General features: G+C 40.4%; 17 protein-coding genes. 8 read left to right on the forward strand and 9 right to left on the reverse strand.

The genetic code is table 11. The features are described from left to right. Nucleotides 1–518, forward strand: a 518-nt coding sequence (locus BLR27_RS00005) for an integrase core domain-containing protein (RefSeq protein ID WP_143007671.1), incomplete at its 5' end; no start/stop codon positions are given. 751 nt (nucleotides 519–1269) lie between these two features. On the opposite strand, the gene BLR27_RS00015 is transcribed toward BLR27_RS00005, so the two are convergent. Continuing rightward, a complete protein-coding gene (locus tag BLR27_RS00015) occupies nucleotides 1270–1467 on the reverse strand; it encodes a hypothetical protein (protein ID WP_090697216.1) in 198 nt (65 codons plus the stop codon). A gap of 407 nt (nucleotides 1468–1874) precedes the next feature. Between BLR27_RS00015 and BLR27_RS00020 the strand changes: the two genes are divergently transcribed. Both BLR27_RS00020 and BLR27_RS00025 read left to right on the forward strand, forming a co-directional pair. Further along, nucleotides 1875–2441, forward strand: coding sequence for a Crp/Fnr family transcriptional regulator (locus BLR27_RS00020; protein ID WP_090697221.1), 567 nt, complete (start codon nucleotides 1875–1877; stop codon nucleotides 2439–2441). Between the two features lie 65 nt (nucleotides 2442–2506). After that, complete coding sequence (locus BLR27_RS00025) at nucleotides 2507–3394, forward strand: alpha/beta fold hydrolase (RefSeq protein WP_090697224.1); 888 nt, start codon at nucleotides 2507–2509, stop codon at nucleotides 3392–3394. A gap of 89 nt (nucleotides 3395–3483) precedes the next feature. Here the strand turns inward: BLR27_RS00025 and BLR27_RS00030 are convergent, their stop codons facing one another. The 3 genes from BLR27_RS00030 to BLR27_RS00040 form a co-directional block, all read right to left on the reverse strand. Next, nucleotides 3484–3735, reverse strand: a complete 252-nt coding sequence (locus tag BLR27_RS00030; RefSeq protein ID WP_090697228.1) for an FUSC family protein — start codon at nucleotides 3733–3735, stop codon at nucleotides 3484–3486. 105 nt (nucleotides 3736–3840) lie between these two features. Next, the gene (locus BLR27_RS00035) at nucleotides 3841–4413 is read right to left on the reverse strand and encodes a dihydrofolate reductase family protein (protein WP_090697231.1); all 573 of its coding nucleotides are present in this window, start codon (nucleotides 4411–4413) and stop codon (nucleotides 3841–3843) included. Nucleotides 4414–4685: 272 nt separating this feature from the next. Continuing rightward, nucleotides 4686–5981: an MFS transporter gene (locus BLR27_RS00040; protein ID WP_317040395.1), complete on the reverse strand. Its 1296-nt coding sequence runs from the start codon at nucleotides 5979–5981 to the stop codon at nucleotides 4686–4688. A 524-nt stretch (nucleotides 5982–6505) separates the two neighbouring features. Here BLR27_RS00040 and BLR27_RS00045 point away from each other — a divergent pair. Continuing rightward, a complete protein-coding gene (locus BLR27_RS00045; RefSeq protein ID WP_090697240.1) occupies nucleotides 6506–8335 on the forward strand; it encodes a DNA topoisomerase in 1830 nt (609 codons plus the stop codon). 376 nt (nucleotides 8336–8711) lie between these two features. Here BLR27_RS00045 and BLR27_RS00050 read toward each other — a convergent pair whose 3' ends face one another. Both BLR27_RS00050 and BLR27_RS00055 read right to left on the reverse strand, forming a co-directional pair. After that, a complete protein-coding gene (locus tag BLR27_RS00050; RefSeq protein WP_090697244.1) occupies nucleotides 8712–11063 on the reverse strand; it encodes a DUF4838 domain-containing protein in 2352 nt (783 codons plus the stop codon). Nucleotides 11064–11184: 121 nt separating this feature from the next. Beyond that, nucleotides 11185–11442 carry a hypothetical protein gene (locus tag BLR27_RS00055; protein ID WP_221406282.1) on the reverse strand — a complete coding sequence of 86 codons (258 nt, stop codon included), beginning with the start codon at nucleotides 11440–11442 and terminating at the stop codon, nucleotides 11185–11187. Nucleotides 11443–11766: 324 nt separating this feature from the next. Between BLR27_RS00055 and BLR27_RS00060 the strand changes: the two genes are divergently transcribed. Next, a complete protein-coding gene (locus BLR27_RS00060; protein ID WP_090697248.1) occupies nucleotides 11767–12249 on the forward strand; it encodes a GyrI-like domain-containing protein in 483 nt (160 codons plus the stop codon). A 232-nt stretch (nucleotides 12250–12481) separates the two neighbouring features. Here BLR27_RS00060 and BLR27_RS00065 read toward each other — a convergent pair whose 3' ends face one another. Next, nucleotides 12482–13018, reverse strand: a complete 537-nt coding sequence (locus BLR27_RS00065; protein ID WP_143007672.1) for a hypothetical protein — start codon at nucleotides 13016–13018, stop codon at nucleotides 12482–12484. Between the two features lie 254 nt (nucleotides 13019–13272). Here BLR27_RS00065 and BLR27_RS00070 point away from each other — a divergent pair, with 254 nt between their 5' ends. Together BLR27_RS00070 and BLR27_RS00075 are read left to right on the forward strand one after the other, a co-directional pair. Further along, entirely contained in the window at nucleotides 13273–13464 is a 192-nt protein-coding gene (locus BLR27_RS00070; protein WP_090697255.1) for a DUF5808 domain-containing protein, read from the forward strand. Between the two features lie 24 nt (nucleotides 13465–13488). Beyond that, the gene (locus BLR27_RS00075; protein WP_090697260.1) at nucleotides 13489–14736 is read left to right on the forward strand and encodes a sialidase family protein; all 1248 of its coding nucleotides are present in this window, start codon (nucleotides 13489–13491) and stop codon (nucleotides 14734–14736) included. Between the two features lie 14 nt (nucleotides 14737–14750). On the opposite strand, the gene BLR27_RS18445 is transcribed toward BLR27_RS00075, so the two are convergent. After that, nucleotides 14751–14924, reverse strand: a complete 174-nt coding sequence (locus BLR27_RS18445; RefSeq protein ID WP_176767564.1) for a hypothetical protein — start codon at nucleotides 14922–14924, stop codon at nucleotides 14751–14753. Between the two features lie 21 nt (nucleotides 14925–14945). Beyond that, entirely contained in the window at nucleotides 14946–16277 is a 1332-nt protein-coding gene (locus tag BLR27_RS00080) for an erythromycin esterase family protein (RefSeq protein ID WP_090697264.1), read from the reverse strand. A 305-nt stretch (nucleotides 16278–16582) separates the two neighbouring features. Here BLR27_RS00080 and BLR27_RS00085 point away from each other — a divergent pair, with 305 nt between their 5' ends. Further along, nucleotides 16583–17233 carry a dienelactone hydrolase family protein gene (locus tag BLR27_RS00085; RefSeq protein ID WP_176767565.1) on the forward strand — a complete coding sequence of 217 codons (651 nt, stop codon included), beginning with the start codon at nucleotides 16583–16585 and terminating at the stop codon, nucleotides 17231–17233. Nucleotides 17234–17257 lie beyond the last annotated feature (24 nt).

The raw sequence follows: 17257 nt of genomic DNA on the forward strand, positions 1-17257 counted from the left end.
GTTTAATTACAGATGCCTATTCACATAAAATAGTGGGATATCATTTAGCCCAGACCCTGGAAAGTGTGGAAACTATAAAAGCTTTACATATGGCAATGAATCAACTGCCAAATCAATTACAGGCAACACTTATCCATCATTCAGATAGAGGTGTGCAATACTGCAGTGAAAACTACATAAAACAATTACAGAACAGAGGTATTAAAATCAGCATGACTGAAAATGGAGATCCATTGGAAAATGCTATTGCTGAACGGATCAACGGCATACTCAAGTCTGAATATCTCAAACATTATCAGACTAAAACAATTCAAGAGGCTACCGAGCTACTTGACTTAGCAGTAAAACTATACAATCAAGATAGACCGCACTTCAGTATTGGATTACTTACACCAGAAAAAGTTCATTCAGAAGAACTTCTTGTGGAAAAATTATGGAAAAACTATTATAACAAAAATGCTAAAATTGTAAACCCAATTCAGGACAACAAAAAACCTGTAAACATATTTCAGGATTAAATCAAAACCTGTAAACTTTTTTTAGGACGATACAGATCAATTAAAACTGAAATCATCCCGCTCCTGCCGCGGGAGAGGGCACTTACTTTTCCCTTCAGCTGGAAAAGTAAGCAAAAGAGCCGCGGCTTCCCGGTATTTCTTGTAAATCCACGCTTTATCCTATCGGTGTAATCCAAGCCGTGTTTATGGTTTGAAATATATGAATGGATCTGCAACACTTCTCCGGATTACTTGAAGGCAGTTATTTATGATCGTTAATGCAAGGATAAAGCGCGCCTTTACTGCCAAATCCCAGGAGGCCGATCTCTGCATTCAGCAATACCGGTAATTTATGAACGGTTGTTACCCATCGCAAGTCCCAGCTACCATTCATATTAGATAAACGGTTCCGAAGGACGATTCTCCCGGTGTAAAACCGGGACAAGGTGCCAGCAAAATCAAAAAACAGATGCAGTTTCTTTCAAATAGTACTTTCGAGCATTTGATTTTGGGATCATACCCGGATGGCTTTCATATTTTGGTATCCCCCAAAAGCAGTCCAGCACTTGCGGGATTTTTTTGATGTGTGGTGGTCTTGTAGCAAAGGGCACCTAGGGATTGAGGTCCCGATTGCCATCGGGATTGGGTACTTTTGGCCTTCAAACCTGAGCCGCCCTTTAGCGGCGAAAGCATGAACACCTTTAAAAAACAATAAAAAAAATAAAAAATCCGCTACTTGTAGGTAGCGGATCTTCTATAAATAAAGTTCTGATTAGTGTTTTACTGAATCAGTTTTAGCTTCAGCAGTAGAGTCAACAGTATCGATTTGTGCTTCTAAAGAATCAGTAGTCATTTCTGCTACAGAATCAATAGTGTCAGTAGTAGCTTCTTCAGTTTTGTTTGAGTTACAAGCAGCAACTGATAAAGTGATAGCTAAAGCTAAGAAACCGAATTTGAATAAGTTTTTCATGTTTAATTATTTAAGTATATACGGTGTTAATACTCGAATTTTAAAAAAGTAACCCATTTTTTAAAAAAAATAATTAATTATTAATTGCATTTATATTAAATTATTTTGTCAGTTACCTGATAATCAATGCCACATAAAAATTAAAAGCAGCTGAAAGATATTTGATAGATATCATTTATTTTTAATTATGGGAGTCTGGAGACTCCTCCTTTTAGAAATCACTGGAACGCTGCGCTCTACAGTTGGGGATGTCTGGAGAGTGCTCAATATTTCGTTTTCTGTCTTTCGTTTAGCATCTCTGCTTTTTGCGGGACAAAGGTAATTTGACATTACAGAGATTAGAAGCTCAATGCTGTTTGGTTTTACAAACAAAATCCACAGGATCATTCAATTTGTTATCTTCACCTATGGATTATCATGATTTTTTAAACAAATTCCATCAAATCTCTAAAAGGGATTATGAATTAATTGCAGATAGTTTAACCAATTGCCATGCAAAACGAAACGAACTGATTGTAGCTGAAGGGGATATTACCAGGGATCTGTATTTTGTTTATGAAGGAACACAGATCTCTTGTTATAATCATGATGGAACAGAGCGTGTGATGTCATTTCACTACCCGCAATCCTTAATGGGTCTTCCGGATAGTTTTTATAATCAGCAACCCACTCAATATTATATCCGTGCGCTTACTGACAGCAGCTATGGGGCTATTTCATTTCGGCGCCTGGAGGAATTATTTGATGAGTCGCAGGCTATTGAAAGGCTATTCCGTAAAATGACAGAGGCTAAATTCTGCGGACTGGTAACCAGGCACAGAGAATTTCATACCTGTACAATTGAAGAACGCGTTAAAAATTTCGTAGCACGGAGCCCTCATATTTTGCACATGGTTCCGCATAAGTACATCGCCAGTTACCTGAATATTGATGCCACCAATTTCAGCAAGATTTATAACTCCATCCGGATTTAATTGTTGGTTTATACCAATAAATAACTTCAGTTAAGTCGGGAAATTTGCAGGCACACAGATTTTTTATGCAAACCTACAGCACATGCTATTTTAAGGATCCGGTACCTGATCATCAATTTATTAAACAATGGGTATCTAAACTCGAAGAGCTCAACAACAGGCAATATGAAAGGAACAATGTTCCAAATCACCTGGGCAATACTGTCGTTTGGAGCCTCAATAGTGATCGTACAACACTCCCTTTCCTTTTTATCTTTCCCGGCTTCAGAACCAGCAGCCTGTTTTGGGACCTCGATAATGGTTTACAGCTGATTGAAGACCGTTACAGGATCTATCTGGTAGAAACCAATGGACAGCCGACGCTAAGCGATGGAAATACCCCGGATATAAAAACTTTGGATTATGGGCATTGGGCGGCTGAGGTTATCACACATTTTACCCCGGATAGGGTAAATGTTGCAGGCTCATCTTTCGGCGGATTGGTTTGCCTGAAGCTTGCTATTGCCGCCCCCGATAAGGTAGACCAAATATTCCTGCTTAATCCAGGCTGTTTTCAAGCATTTTCATTGTCGCTGAAAAATCTGTTTTACAATCTGTTACCCATTGTGCAACCTTCCGTAAAAAATGTTAAACGTTTTCTGGATAAAGCGGTATTCTATCCGCCTGCGCATTATTTACCTGAGGAGAGAATGCAAATGATCATAGATTATGAGGTTTTTGCACTTACCCGTCATGTGGATAAGGCTCAAAAACCTTATGCAATGAAAAAGGAAGAACTACAAAGGGTTGAAGCAGCTGTTCACCTGATTGTGGGTGAAAGGGATTTATTATTTCCCTACTTGCTGACTATAAAAGCAGCTGAACAGGGTTTGAAGAATTTGAAACGTGTGAATGTTCTGCCTGATACTGGCCATGGGATTGAAACTTTGAGGGAAGCACTTTTGAAGATATAAGCTTAAAGCTTAAAGTTTATAACTGGGCAACTACCAACATTAAAGAAGGAGTAAATTTTATTAATTCATATTCAATTTTGGATACTTGTTTATTTTAAATTTCGCTCTTTTAAAAGATTTGCTAATTCCTGATTATTATAGTTCGACTTATTAATCAATTTATATGCAAGAAACAAAGGGATTAGTGTCAAAAATCCTATACTGTTTTTCACAACACTGTAAAATACAATCCCTACAAGAAATCCAATTAATACAGCATTAGTTATGGAAGTTGATTTCATTTTTTTTACTTCCTGTAACAATTCTTCGTCTGTTAATTCAGAGAGGTTTCTTTGTGTCATTTTCTTTGTTTGAGATATTATTTAGTCGGTATAGTCTTTTCATAAAGCTTTCTGCTTTCCACTTTACGCTTTCAGCTTTAGCTTTCTGCTTTCAGCTTTCCACTTTCAGCTTTCCGCTTTTTCGTAGTGAAGTGCAATTACTCCACAAGAAAATGTTTTCGTTTCTATAAGATTCAGCTTAGTTGTTTCGGTTATACCTTTAAATAAGGGAATGCCCTGTCCAAGTAAAACTGGATTGACAAATAACCAAAACTCGTCGATTAGACCTAGACTTAGTAATGAATGTGAAGCACTCGGACTTCCAAAAATCAATATATTTTTCCCCTCTTGTTTTTTTATTTTATTTATGTTGTCTGCAAGTTGATCGCTAATAACTGTGGTGTTTTCAAGCCCTTTTTCACTAATTGTCCGTGATAAAACAACTTTTGAAACTTTTTTGTACCAGGCCGAATGTTCTTTGTCGTGTTTTGATGCGTTTGGCTGTTCAGCAGCAGTTGGCCAATAGCTCTGCATCATTTCATAAGTTACTCGTCCATAAAGTGCAGTATCGGCTTTGTCGGTTATAGTGGCAACAAAGTCAAAAATCTCATCGTCTAATTTTGCCCAGTTCAATTCTCCCTTTGGTCCTGCTACAAAACCGTCAAGTGAAGTATGCATAAAAAAAATTAAACTTCTCATTTTGTTATTTTTTTATTGTTTGTACTATTTTTCCGCTCGTTTTATTGTCGGTCGTTTAAGGATTGTAATTCGTCTTAGGGTTACTGCTAATTTATATATACTATTGATAAAAAACCACAAGCCCCCAAATCCAGTGGTATTGTGGCATATTTATTATCTTTTATTAAATATCCTCATTATCAGCAAAATAAACCTTTAAGCCTTCTGCTTTCAGCTTTCTGCTTTGAGCTTTCCGCTTTCTCCTTTAACCTTTCTGCTTTAGGCTTTTAGCTTTAATCTCCCTCCTCCCTCATCATCTTCCTCGACCCCAGCAAAGCCAGCAGCGTTAGTCCCGCAGCGATGGTCAGATAATAGCCCACATAGGCAAGTCCGTAATTCTGCGCCAGGGTGGTGGCTAAATAGGGGGTGAGGGATGCGCCCAAAATCCCGGCAAGGGTAAAGGCCAGTGAAGCGCCGGTATAACGTACGGGTGCCGGAAAGATGCCTGCCAGCGCGGTACCTATTGGTCCGTAGCTAAGACCCATCAGGAACATGCCCAGCGACAGGAATACTCCTGTAAGGAACGTATTGCCGGCTATAAATATGAAGGCGAAGAAAAGTCCGAATAACATGATCCCGATAGTGGCTGCAACAAGCATTCTATTGCGTCCGTATTTATCTGCCAGCAGGGCAGATAGGGGGATTCCCAATCCAAAGAAAAGCATAGAGATCATTTGCAGGATCAGGAAATCGCTTTTAGTGTAATTGAGTGTTGTTGTACCCCAGCTCAAGGTAAATACGGTCATTAAATAAAACAGCAGGAAGGTGGTGATCGTAGCCAGCGTACCAAGGGTAATGGCTTTAGTATGTTTTGTAAACACATCCTTTACCGGCATTTTTGATTGCTGCTTATTGTCGACGATCTTCATGAAATCAGGCGTTTCGGTAATTTTTAATCGCACATACAGTCCCACAAATACGAGCAGGGCACTGGCTATGAAAGGTATCCGCCAGCCGTAGTTGATAAAGTCGCTTTCACTCATGGTTCTGCTCAGTATAAAAAATGAGCCTGTAGATAAAAGGAAGCCTATAGGCGCGCCTAATTGCGGAAACATACCATACCAGGCTTTTTTGTGAGGTGGGGCATTTTCTGTTGCCAGTAATACCGCCCCTCCCCATTCGCCGCCCAGGCCTAATCCCTGTCCGAAACGAAATACGGCCAGCAATATCGGCGCAGCAATGCCAATAGAGGCATAGCCCGGCAAGAGTCCGATGGCGACAGTTGATGGCCCCATCGTCATAAGTGCTGCAACAAGCGTTGCCTTACGTCCCTTACGGTCACCGAAATGCCCGAATAGCGCAGCACCCAATGGTCGTGCAAAAAAGGCCAGTGCAAAAGTAGCGAGCGACTCGAGTGTAGCCATAGCCGGATCTGAAGCCGAGAAAAATAATTTGGGAAATACCAGCACCGCGGCAGTGGCATAAATGTAAAAATCAAAAAACTCAATGGTGGTGCCGATGAGGCTCGCTGCTAGTATACGGCGCACCGGATTTACGGGGATAGCTTGTTGGGTCATAGACCCAAACATAGGAAATTTGAGTTTATTTTTATCTGCACTCTACATGCGACAGGGTAATATTTTTTTTGGGTTAATTCAGGTTTTTTAAATCAGTTCAGGCAGGATTACCAACTTAGACTGTATAATCAGTTTAGGAATTATTAACCAATCTGTATAGCTATTTCAGGACGAGACAAACACCATACCTTCAAGGTACCAAGTTCGTACCATGTTCGTACCTTCTTTGTACAATAGTGCTCTCCAGTAGCCTTAAATGGGGTGTTCTACGAACAAGGTACGAAGGAGGTACAAACAAAACCTAATATTGGTCTATTTTAACAGGTTAAAGCAACCAAACAGATCATTCTGGTCAGAATTTTGCCGGGCTTTGATTTTTCTAATGTATGAGCCTTTACTCCACACCTTATAAATAACAAACCACTTATCACTTACAACTTATCACTTACAACTTAAAACCCCACCTTCTTCTTTTTCAACAAACTTGCTGTCAGCTGCCTTATTTTCCTACTTTCGTCAAGTCCAAATTCAAAACCATGAAAGTGATCATTGCCGAAAAGCCGTCTGTTGCCAGGGAAATAGCCAAAGTATTTGGGGCTACAACCAAAAAAGACGGTTATATGGAAGGCAAAGGTTTTACGTTTACCTGGGCTTTCGGTCATTTGCTGCAGCTGGCTCCGCCACAGGAATATGGCTTTTATGGCTGGAATGTGCATAATTTACCCATGCTGCCGGCGAAGTTTAAGCTATCAATACGTAAGGTTAAGACGAAGGATGGTCTGGTAGAAGACCCCGGTGTCAGGAAACAGCTCAACATCATTCAGGCTTTATTTGATGAGGCAACTGATATCATTGTTGCAACGGATGCCGGAAGGGAAGGGGAACTGATCTTTCGGTATATATATTATTATCTGAAATGTAAAAAGCCTTTCAAACGGCTATGGATATCATCTCAAACGGATGAAGCTATCAAAGAAGGCTTCCGGAACCTGAAACCAGGTTCTGACTATGATACTCTATTCAATTCTGCTCATTGCCGCTCGCAATCCGACTGGCTGGTGGGGATGAATGCCACGCAGGCACTGAGTATATCTTCCGGCACAAGATCTGTTCTCTCACTTGGTAGGGTACAAACGCCCACTCTGGCCATGATCTGCTCCCGTTACCTCGAGAATAAGAGTTTTGTGCCTCAGCTTTTTTATCAGGTCAGTATTCAGGTAGATAAGGAGGGACAAGTTTTTCGTGCGGTTTCAACCGAGAATTTTAAGTCAAAGGAAGAGGCTCAGGTTTTAATAGATCAGGTAGAGGATGTGGCTTCGGGTTTTCCGCTTGGAGGGCATATACTTGCTGTTGAAGCCAAACCACGAAAGGAACCGCCTCCATTATTGCATGATCTGAGCAGTCTGCAGCAGGAGGCTAATAAAAAAAATGGCTTTACCGCTGATCAGACCCTAAACCTGCTTCAAAATCTGTATGAAAGTAAGCTGGTCACCTATCCGCGTACAGGCAGCAGGTATATCGGGGACGATGTTTTTGCCGGAATACCTGCATTGCTGGAAAAGTTTAAAGATCATGAAACTTTTGGGAAGCAGGCATTATTTCTTACAGGTGTCAAGTTGAATAAGCGAAGTGTGAATGTCAAAAAAGTGACCGATCACCATGCTGTTTTGCCTACCGGAGAAAAACCTTACAATCTTTCGGCAGATAAGCAAGCCATTTTTGACCTGGTTTTGGGCCGTACACTGGAGGCTTTTCATCAGGAATGTATCAAGGAGATCACTAAAATTACGGTTCAATCAGGCGCTAAATATATCGCCAGTGGAACCGTGATCAGTTCTGCAGGTTGGCGGGCTGTGTTCAACGAGCCTGATGAGGAGAAAAAGGATGAAGATAATGCTTCGTTACCAAAAGTAAAGGAAGGGGAGAATCTGCCGGTAGTTGATAAAGCCTTACTTGAAAAACAAACCAAACCCAAACCACTGTATAATGAGGCCAGCTTATTAAAGGCCCTCGAAACAGCGGGTAAGGAGATCGATGATGAAGAGTTGCGTTATGCAATGAAAGACAGCGGGCTGGGGACTCCTGCTACCCGTGCGGCCATCATTGAAACTCTTCTGAAGAGGGATTATATTTTGCGCGAGAAAAAGAATCTGGTCCCAACCCAGACAGGCCTCGCGGTTTATGAGGTGGTAAAAGATCATAAGATAGCTCAGGCAGAACTTACCGGAAACTGGGAAAAGCGACTTGAAGAGATCCGTTCAGGGGCTTCTGTAACAGATTTTCAGGAAGAGATCAAAACTTATACACGCAGCATTACCCAGGAATTACTAAAAGCAGGAGCAGGCTTAAAGCTTAAACCTGTTTAGGTGGTTAAGTAAATTCCTAGCCACCCAGTGTCCACCGCTTGCGGGGGAATTAAAGGGGGTGGTTCTTTTCTAATAGCACATGCTGCGCAAGCGCTGATATTTCTTTCTTTTGAAGGCCAAAAGAAACAAAAGCCTAATTTTTCTCACTCTTAATGAGTCCTTTGGACAAGGCAGCCGGCGCAAACCTACCGCACACAAAAAGCAAAACACGGGCTGCGTTTTACTGAAGGGTAAAACAATGCCCCTCCCTTACGCGCAAATGGCCAATTTTTGCTTTTTGTTTTACAGCTGCTGGGGGAAAAGGCATGACGCCTAAAATCGTGCTTCAATTGAAGGAAGGATTAAAAGAAAAGGTATTTGATCATCCCAACCCCAATTATTTCACCACGATCTGATCACAATAAATAGAAATATCCTGTCCTGATCGGATATGCCATGATGGGGTTTTCAATAAGCTTTCCGCATGGACTTTGATGTAGCGGGCTTTGGTTCCGGGATTCATAGTCGCTTGAAATGGTAGGATTGAAATTTTGATGATCCCCGGGTTTTCAAGCGGGTTCGGATTGTTAGGGTTATTGATTAATACAGGTTCACTGTAATTATTTCCATCCTCAGATATTGAATAGCTGACATGTTTAGGCAAGGCAAATAAATGCCAGTCGGGCTGTGCCTGAGGGTTAAGGAAATCCATATTTACCGAACTTACAGGCATTACTGCACCCAGATCGAGAATAAAATCCATGTGCTGTCCGGTGTAATAAACCCAGTTTTGATCAGCCTCCTGCCATGACTCGTAGGAAGCAAAAATACCGTCTGTAAGGCTCTCTAAACCTTTCGATTTAGGATTCGGACTGGTGATTGGAATGATCTTTTTACGGAATGATTTAACCTTGATCATACCTTCCATATTGCTGAAGATGCGGTTGTAGGATGCCCGGTAATGCTCCGGAGTTCCGGCCCGTTCCCGTACCAGTTTTACCTTATTCAGTTTACATCCATCAGCAAAACGGTTAACCAGCGCTTTCATCTCAGGTTTAGGAAGTATATAGGCATTGCTTCCCTTACGGAACATGCTTCTGGCTGTATCGATCTCCGTGCGGCCGATCTGAATCTCTGCATACATGATTGGCAGTCGCGCTGTTCTTACACGCTGGACTAATTTAGGGTCAGCGCTCACAGCCTTTTCTGCTTTATCGAAGAGCTGCTTATACTGCTGCATCATTTCTGCAGATAAATAGGAGTTTTTTGCGTGGATAGGATCCCCAAAAATGCTTAGCACCATGCCGCTTTTTACCAGAGATTCCTGCATACTTTCGATGTACTGACTGATAAATGGAGCTGCAGCACCAAAATAACCGGTAAGGAATTCATTGATAATGGCTTTGTCATCTGCATCGGGATTCCACATGAGTTTGCAGATCAGGTAGGATCGAAGCAAGGCCATTTCAGCCGCCGCTTCATCATTTGCCTGCATGAATAAGCCTTTAACCTGATTATCTGTATAAAATTTGATGTTCGGCTTTAAGGTATACAGATTTGGGAAAGGGGAGATATAATTTGTGAACTGAATATTATAATCCCAGATAAGGATGTCCTTTGACAGTGCTCCCCAGTCTCTCAGATCATTGGAAAATGCAGGATCGGTTACGAACACAGGTGCTTGCCTTGTACTTTCAATGTTGCAGAGCATAATATTTACATTAGACTCAATTTCAATGTTTTTAGGTGCTTTCCGGGTGTACCAGTAGGCAAGGGTAGAAATGATCTTATCCGGAAATTCTTTGGCAACCTTATTCACAAAGTAAATAATGGATCCACTGGGAACCTTACCGTATTTTTCATTTAATGCTGCACAGCCATCACATTGACAATATCTATCGTTATCATCCTGGCTAACAGACCAATAGGTGGGAGTCGGTTTTTCCTGAATCTTATTTTTCAGGCTTTCAACCAATACTTTTAAAACTTCCGGATTCGACAGACATAGCTGGGTTCCCGGTTGTCTTTTTCCATCGATCAGTGAATAATATTCAGGATGGGTTTTAGCATATACCTGTTGCGGGACAAGCGTGTTAAAAGTATGAACAAATAATCCCCAGTCATCCCTGGAAGAAAGCTTATGCCAGTCTGAATATTCCTGATCAGCCATTTGGCTGTAGGAAGTTGTTCTGTATTTTACCAGAGGTTCGTAGGTTTTTGTTCCCTGACCAGGATCGAACGTTTTAGTTTTCGGACCTGCAGCATCTTCAGTAGAATATTTCCTGAATCCTAAACCTTCCAGTAGATCGTAAACACCAAAAAGTAATCCCTTTTTTGAACCGCCTGCAATGATGAAATTATCACCTACAGTTTTATGAATAAAACCGGCTTCCGGGAGCTGATTGAAATTGATCTGATTTGTTTTGGCATATTCCGTTTCACCCAGGTAAATTCCGTTAATAACCGTTGTCTTACCCTCTTCTGCAATTGGAATAGTCTTTACAGATAATTTGGATAGATATTTCTGGAGCTGCTGGGCTGCCTGTTTTTCTATGGAACTGACCAGAGTTGGGATAATGATCTGATAGTCTATAATATTTCCGGCAGCTAAGCCTGAGCTTAACAAGCTATCTCTTAGCTTTGAACTAACCAAACCGGGCAGAAAAGTTAATCCTGCTGCTATAATGCTGGTGTTTTTTAAAAAATTAAGTCTTGAGATATCCCTGTTTTTCCCTTTGTTATTTTTCATTTTGAAAATATTTCCTGTTGATTAAATCAAAACAAGGTAAAAAAATATAGGATCAAAAATGAAAAAATAGCAATGGAAATAGTCCGCACAATCGGGTTTTTCAAATCTTTATTTAAAGGATCTAGTGTAATAGTCCGCTTGCCCTTAATATTCCCACAATTCCCACCAGAATCCAGAATAGATTTAATACAGTATATGCTTTGTCTTTTTTAAGGATGGCGCACCAGGATAACAAGATTGCATCTAGGGTATTAAATATCCAGACAAAAAGAAACGGACTTTCAGGGCCAAGCCAGCTTACCAGTGTGAAACTTACGATCCGCATGATCACACCGATCATTTCGAAGGTTTTTATGTATTTTATTATGAAATCATTCATGGTACAATAATGGCAAGTATTTGCCGGAATTTGAATCTAAATTTTAAAAAATCCCCCTGGCCAAAGGATAGCTGTATATGACTGATGGGCTATTGTTGATCATTATCAAGGACAAGCATAATTCTTGTCATATAGTATTTAATGAGCCTTCTTTAATTTTGCTGTATCAAACAGGAAAAGACCGTTTCAGTTTTTTAATAAGAAACTATTTTTGATTAAACACAAAAGAATATTTTGTGTTGATTTCATTTTGCCATTTGTTGTTATCGGCATTGGACACGGTTCATCCGCAAAATCAATGATAAACCCATAAAAATTAAAGTCATGTTACAGGATACAATAAAGAAAACCAATGTGGTACTGGAGAAGGTCCTCCTGGAACCATTTAATGTTTTATTGATTAGAGAAACCACAGGGTTATCCGCATTAAGTATGATATTCGAAGCTGATTATGGAGAAATCTTTAGTTTTATTAAGAAAAATGACCTGAAAGCAGGCAGGGTCATGGCTTTTTACCTTGATTATGAAGACCCTGTGACTTTGGAAGCAGGAGTGGAGGTGGATAGGATTCCCGGGTATTTGAACGGCAGAATTGAATCTAAATTTGTTGCCGGGGGTGAAGCGGTACTTGCACATTATACTGGCCCGTATGAAGAAATGGAAACGCCCTACAATGAAATTAAAAAGTGGTTAAAAGAGAATAATAGAGAAGCCCGCGAATTACCTTTTGAGGTCTATTTAAATGACCCTTCTCAGGTTAAGGATAAACATGAGCTTAAAACTGATATATATCAGTTTCTTAAATAGCTTGAACGGCATTCAATATGCCTTAAAAATATTAACCTTAAATTGAAAGCAAATGTCCCGGAACCTGTCCTTCAGCAGGTGAGGGAAATCGCTAAACGAGGTGTATTTGTACTTTAAAAGTTGCGATTTTGAAAAAGCACACTCGGCACGCGTGCGCAAGAACTTGCTAGTAATTGTCTGTATATCATTTATTTAAATCAATACATATTGACATTGCGAACGCACCAGCGTATCATAATTTTTCTATTGCTGTTATTTTTATTTTGAATTCAGGATTGTCGAATACATTTTTGGAAAATTTATAATCGCTGTAGTTGTCTATATCAATAAAGCCTTTCTTTTCAATGAAGATTCCGCTGATCTTTACCTGATCTCCAGCTTTGATTCCTTCAATTATTGCCTTATCGGACTGATCCATTAGAGAGCTTAACACGATCGATTTTTGCGCCGATCTATTTGCCTGATCCAAAGTTATACCAAAGTTAACTTCCACGGTTGCCTGCTTATCAATGATCTCCAGAACTTTAGCCTGCCAGAAATTGAACTTCAAATGCAAGCTGTCTTTTACATAAATTTTGGTTGATGATATACCATTATCAAGAAGAACACTTCGCAGATCCTTGTTTTGTTCGGATGTATTCACTGTATCTCTGAGTGCTTTTATATATTTTACAAAGCTAAGCTGCTCGTTTGGTCCCGGGTCATCACCTCCCTTTTGCCCACAGGAAGTTAGAATGAATAACATACATGTAATAATGATTATTTTCATGTTCTGGTATTGAAATTTGTTTATAAAACTTAAATCTAAGTTACATATTTTCTATATCTCATTGCCTTCGCAAGCTTGCGGTTCCTGTCTTGAAAAACAATGAGGTGTCTGAAAATGTCTTTATTGCCTTTTGAAATAGGGGTCATTGATGCTAAGTGCAATTTTTCTTTAGTGATTTTCTCTTCAGATCGAGTCCGATCTAACTCCGGCAAGAAATGACCGATCGGATAATTTATAAATTACTATATTGATTTATGAATGAGTTCGATAAGAATAACAATGATCTATGGAAATGGGGGGTGTTTTATATCAACCCAAATGATCCATCCATCTGGGTTGACAAGCGTTATGGCCTGGGCTGGACTTTGAATTTTGCACATGCAATATCCTATTTTTATGTGGCCTTAATTTTAGTCATTCCTATTATATTCATCGTTTATTTATAAAATTTATCTGCTAATTCACAAGAGATGAAAATTTTCAATATATTGATAATCAATAGTTTGCTGATTTGTTTGTTTTTATTTAACTCAATTGTAAACAGTCTGGCTTCAACCCCGGCAGGATATGGAAATCAATTCAATTTTGTCGTTGCCAAATGGACTCCTTTTCAGTTATTAGTTGATAGCATCCCCGGTATCAGCAAAGAAAAAGACATCCTCATCTATAAAAATCCTGATTTCTATGTTGCATTTCCTTCGATCATTAAGCGACCGAATGGGGAGTTTCTGCTTGCATTCAGATCTGCACCCGACCGGAAAATATTTGGCGAAAAGTCAAGCAGTCACGTAGATCCGAACAGTTATCTGGTGTCTTTACGTTCGAAAGATGGTGAAAACTGGACCAAGGAGCCGGATTTGCTTTATGCACATCCTTTTGGTGGTTCACAAGATCCTTGTCTGCTGCAGTTGCGCAATGGAACCATATTGTGTGCCAGTTATGGCTGGGCTTTTCTCCGTCCTGAAGGTATGAAAAATCTTAAAACCCCTCATTTTATTGCCGGAGAGGCTGTTTTTCTTGGTGGTTATCTGGTACGATCAAGGGATGGGGGCAGGAAATGGGAAGGCCCGCATTATCCATTGCATATTGAGCCTGAAATTAACATCAATCCTATGGGAAAGCCTGTCCCTGCCTATAATCGGGGAGCGCTTGTTGAGGGTAAAAGCGGACGGATTTTCTGGGCGGCAGCAGCAAGCGATGCTCCGGGAAAGACCTCTGTACACTTGATCAGCTCAGATGATAAGGGACTGACCTGGAATTATTCCAGTCCGGTTGCAGTTGACGAGAAGATCTCTTTTAATGAGACTTCCGTTTATGAAACACCCAAAGGCGACCTGGTAGCATTTTTAAGAACTGCAGGTTTTGGTGATCAGGCATGTATAGCCCGTTCAACAGATGGAGGAAAAACTTTTTCTAAGTGGGAGAGTATGGGCTTTAAAGGACATCCTATGAATGCACTTCGACTGCCGGATAATCGTGTTTTGATCACCTATGGTTACAGACATAAGCCTTATGGCATACGTGCAAGGATACTGAATGCAGAGTGTACCGATTTTGCCACTGCTCCGGAAGTGATACTTCGGGAAGATGGCGGGAATGGCGATATCGGCTATACCTGGCCGGTACAATTGGATAAGAAAAGGGTATTGGTTGTTTATTATTTTAATACCGATAATGGTACCAGATCAATTGAAGGTACTATATTGAATATCAAATAGATAGTTGGGATTTATCATGGCCCTTCACCGGGTACAGGTGCTGCATCTTCTGGTGATTCAAACGGATCTTCAAATGGGATGATCTCCGGATTCGTTTCCGCAGGGTTTAATTCCTCAGGACTTTTTGTTTTATCAATTTCTTCGAATGCTAAATTCTGCAGTTTGCCTTTTTTGACCGGTACATTCATAGGTGTATGATTTTAAGCTCCTTAAACCCCAAAAGGATAGGTTTCCGGCGTCTTTTGTCCGTCGGGTTGAACATGCAGCGGATGCAATGCCTTTGTTTTATTTAAATAAATGAAAGCATCATAGCGACGGGATAATAATGTTGGGACATAATTTCCTCTCGATTCATGTGCCGGATGGTAGACCACTCCAATTGCTCGGTGTCCTCTGGGTGTTTTCATATAGGCTTCATTTTCGTCTATATCATTCATTATCAATAATTTATTATCATGTCCTGATAAATGGAAGAGCTGCTCCCAGCTACCTTTTTGAGCAGCAGGTACAGGCATTGTTTGCATAGGTGCTCCCCAATAATCGCCGGCAATTACGGTTCCATCATTGGATCCAAATCCAACCAATACCACATTTTCTTTTCCTTTATGCAATCTTCCCAACTGACCGATATTGTACATGCCGTCTGAAGCCATGTTGGTAGCTCTCGCATCGCCGATATGAGTATTATGTGCCCAAACAATAGCTTTTGCCTTCGGGCCATGTAAGGCCAGCAGCCTGTTCAGCGTACCAGCCATATGCCTGTCCCTTATATTCCAGCTTTCCGGTCCCCCTTTTACCATGGCACGGTAGTATTTTTCTGCATGTACTGCCACGAATGCATTTTGTTCTGCACTGAAAACATTTTCATGATCCATGTTATACACAGGTAATTTATTTTGTATTTCTCTCAGCATACCAATCACTTCATCCTGGCATAATTCAGGAACCAGCCTTCCTGCCCAACCATAAGAACGGCCTTCATCCTTCCGGTATGGTTCAAAGCATTGAAAAGCTTTTTCAGCGATCTTCAATGCGGCAGGGTCTTTTTGTTTGAGATAGCCCATGATACTTTCCATGCTTTCCCATAAACTATATACATCCAGACCATAGAATCCCACTTTTTGATTGGACGCTAAGCCTTTATTATGCTGAAACATCCATTCTGCCAATGCAGATATTTCCCAGTTGGCCCACATCCAGGTAGGCCAGCGATTAAACTTCTGCAAGACATCAAAAGCACTTGTGTCTTCGGGCTCATAACCTTTGATAAACCTGTTCAGTCTGTAACAATCGGGCCAGTCGCCTTCCACAGCAATAAAATTAAAGCCCATTTCTTCGATCAGTTTTTTTGAGATCAGGGCCCGCCAGGTATAGTATTCATGTGTGCCATGGCTGGCCTCGCCAAGCATGACTATTTGAGCATCACCTATGCGGTTATAAAGTGGCTTCAGGTCGGCAGGGTTATTCAATGAATAGGATGACAGCCGGATAGCATCAACAAGATCGCTTTCCTGTAATGTTTTGCTTGAATGAACATTCATATTGCCTGGTACATTTTAAAGAGATGTGTTAAAACATTGATGCTTTTTGCCTGTTTATTTCCTTGTTTGAAGTAAAGATTTATATGGCAGAAAAGTATTGATCATTATCAGAACCTTCACTGATGAAAATCAATAGCGCAGTGTCAATGACTGATTAGATTTGAACCTGCCGGGATTTGATTTATGCCAGAAATCGGCTGGATTGTTTTTCTGGTTCAGCTCGGAATTGCATTTAAAAAGGCTTTGTTGATCCCTTCAAATGGGCTTGTAATTAATTTGAATGTTTAATTAGAAATTATTGTTTTATGGAAATGCGGTATAATAATGAGGTAAGTATACCAGTTGGCGAAATAAGGCTTAAAGGTGTATTATGTATTCCTGAAGAATGTATGGGGATTGTTATTTTCTCACACGGGAGCGGAAGCAGTAGGTTAAGTAAACGGAATCAATATGTTGCAGGTTATCTTCAGAAAAATGGCTTTGGAACTTTACTTTTTGATCTTCTAACCCCGGAAGAGGATCTGTATTATATCAACCGATTTGAAATTGAAATGCTGCATGAAAGGTTAGTTGCCGCAACAAAATGGCTGCAAAAACATCCTTCAGCGAGAGATCTGAGTATTGGTTATTTTGGAGCCAGTACCGGTGCAGCATCGGCCTTAAAGGCTGCAGCTAAACTGCCTGATATTTTTGCAGTAGTAAGCAGAGGCGGAAGGCCAGATCTGGCTATGGAAGATCTGCAGGAAATAAAAGTAGCATGCCTGTTTATTGTAGGAAGCCTTGACAGTGAGGTACTTAGTCTTAACCAGAAAGCGTATGAGAAGCTTAATTGTGAAAAGCGGATTGAAATAGTTGATGGTGCCAGCCATTTGTTTGAAGAGGAGGGAAAACTGGAGCAGGTAGCGGAGCTCGCTTCATCCTGGTTCAAAAGCCATATACCTGCTGTTATGGTTTGATATGCAATGAATTAACAATTGAAT

Origin of the sequence: Daejeonella rubra (genome assembly GCF_900103545.1) — a bacterium.
In the GTDB taxonomy this organism is placed as follows: Bacteria; Bacteroidota; Bacteroidia; order Sphingobacteriales; family Sphingobacteriaceae; genus Daejeonella; species Daejeonella rubra.

What these genes read in the sequence shown, in the direction of transcription:
- BLR27_RS00060 (WP_090697248.1), top strand. Translation starts at nt 11,767, where the DNA reads ATGTTACAGGATACAATAAAGAAAACCAATGTGGTACTGGAGAAGGTC.
- BLR27_RS00055 (WP_221406282.1), bottom strand. Translation starts at nt 11,442, where the DNA reads ATGAATGATTTCATAATAAAATACATAAAAACCTTCGAAATGATCGGT.
- BLR27_RS00035 (WP_090697231.1), bottom strand. Translation starts at nt 4,413, where the DNA reads ATGAGAAGTTTAATTTTTTTTATGCATACTTCACTTGACGGTTTTGTA.
- BLR27_RS00015 (WP_090697216.1), bottom strand. Translation starts at nt 1,467, where the DNA reads ATGAAAAACTTATTCAAATTCGGTTTCTTAGCTTTAGCTATCACTTTA.
- BLR27_RS00050 (WP_090697244.1), bottom strand. Translation starts at nt 11,063, where the DNA reads ATGAAAAATAACAAAGGGAAAAACAGGGATATCTCAAGACTTAATTTT.
- BLR27_RS00020 (WP_090697221.1), top strand. Translation starts at nt 1,875, where the DNA reads ATGGATTATCATGATTTTTTAAACAAATTCCATCAAATCTCTAAAAGG.
- BLR27_RS18445 (WP_176767564.1), bottom strand. Translation starts at nt 14,924, where the DNA reads ATGAATGTACCGGTCAAAAAAGGCAAACTGCAGAATTTAGCATTCGAA.
- BLR27_RS00085 (WP_176767565.1), top strand. Translation starts at nt 16,583, where the DNA reads ATGGAAATGCGGTATAATAATGAGGTAAGTATACCAGTTGGCGAAATA.
- BLR27_RS00080 (WP_090697264.1), bottom strand. Translation starts at nt 16,277, where the DNA reads ATGAATGTTCATTCAAGCAAAACATTACAGGAAAGCGATCTTGTTGAT.
- BLR27_RS00065 (WP_143007672.1), bottom strand. Translation starts at nt 13,018, where the DNA reads ATGAAAATAATCATTATTACATGTATGTTATTCATTCTAACTTCCTGT.
- BLR27_RS00030 (WP_090697228.1), bottom strand. Translation starts at nt 3,735, where the DNA reads ATGACACAAAGAAACCTCTCTGAATTAACAGACGAAGAATTGTTACAG.
- BLR27_RS00025 (WP_090697224.1), top strand. Translation starts at nt 2,507, where the DNA reads ATGCAAACCTACAGCACATGCTATTTTAAGGATCCGGTACCTGATCAT.
- BLR27_RS00040 (WP_317040395.1), bottom strand. Translation starts at nt 5,981, where the DNA reads ATGTTTGGGTCTATGACCCAACAAGCTATCCCCGTAAATCCGGTGCGC.
- BLR27_RS00075 (WP_090697260.1), top strand. Translation starts at nt 13,489, where the DNA reads ATGAAAATTTTCAATATATTGATAATCAATAGTTTGCTGATTTGTTTG.
- BLR27_RS00070 (WP_090697255.1), top strand. Translation starts at nt 13,273, where the DNA reads ATGAATGAGTTCGATAAGAATAACAATGATCTATGGAAATGGGGGGTG.
- BLR27_RS00045 (WP_090697240.1), top strand. Translation starts at nt 6,506, where the DNA reads ATGAAAGTGATCATTGCCGAAAAGCCGTCTGTTGCCAGGGAAATAGCC.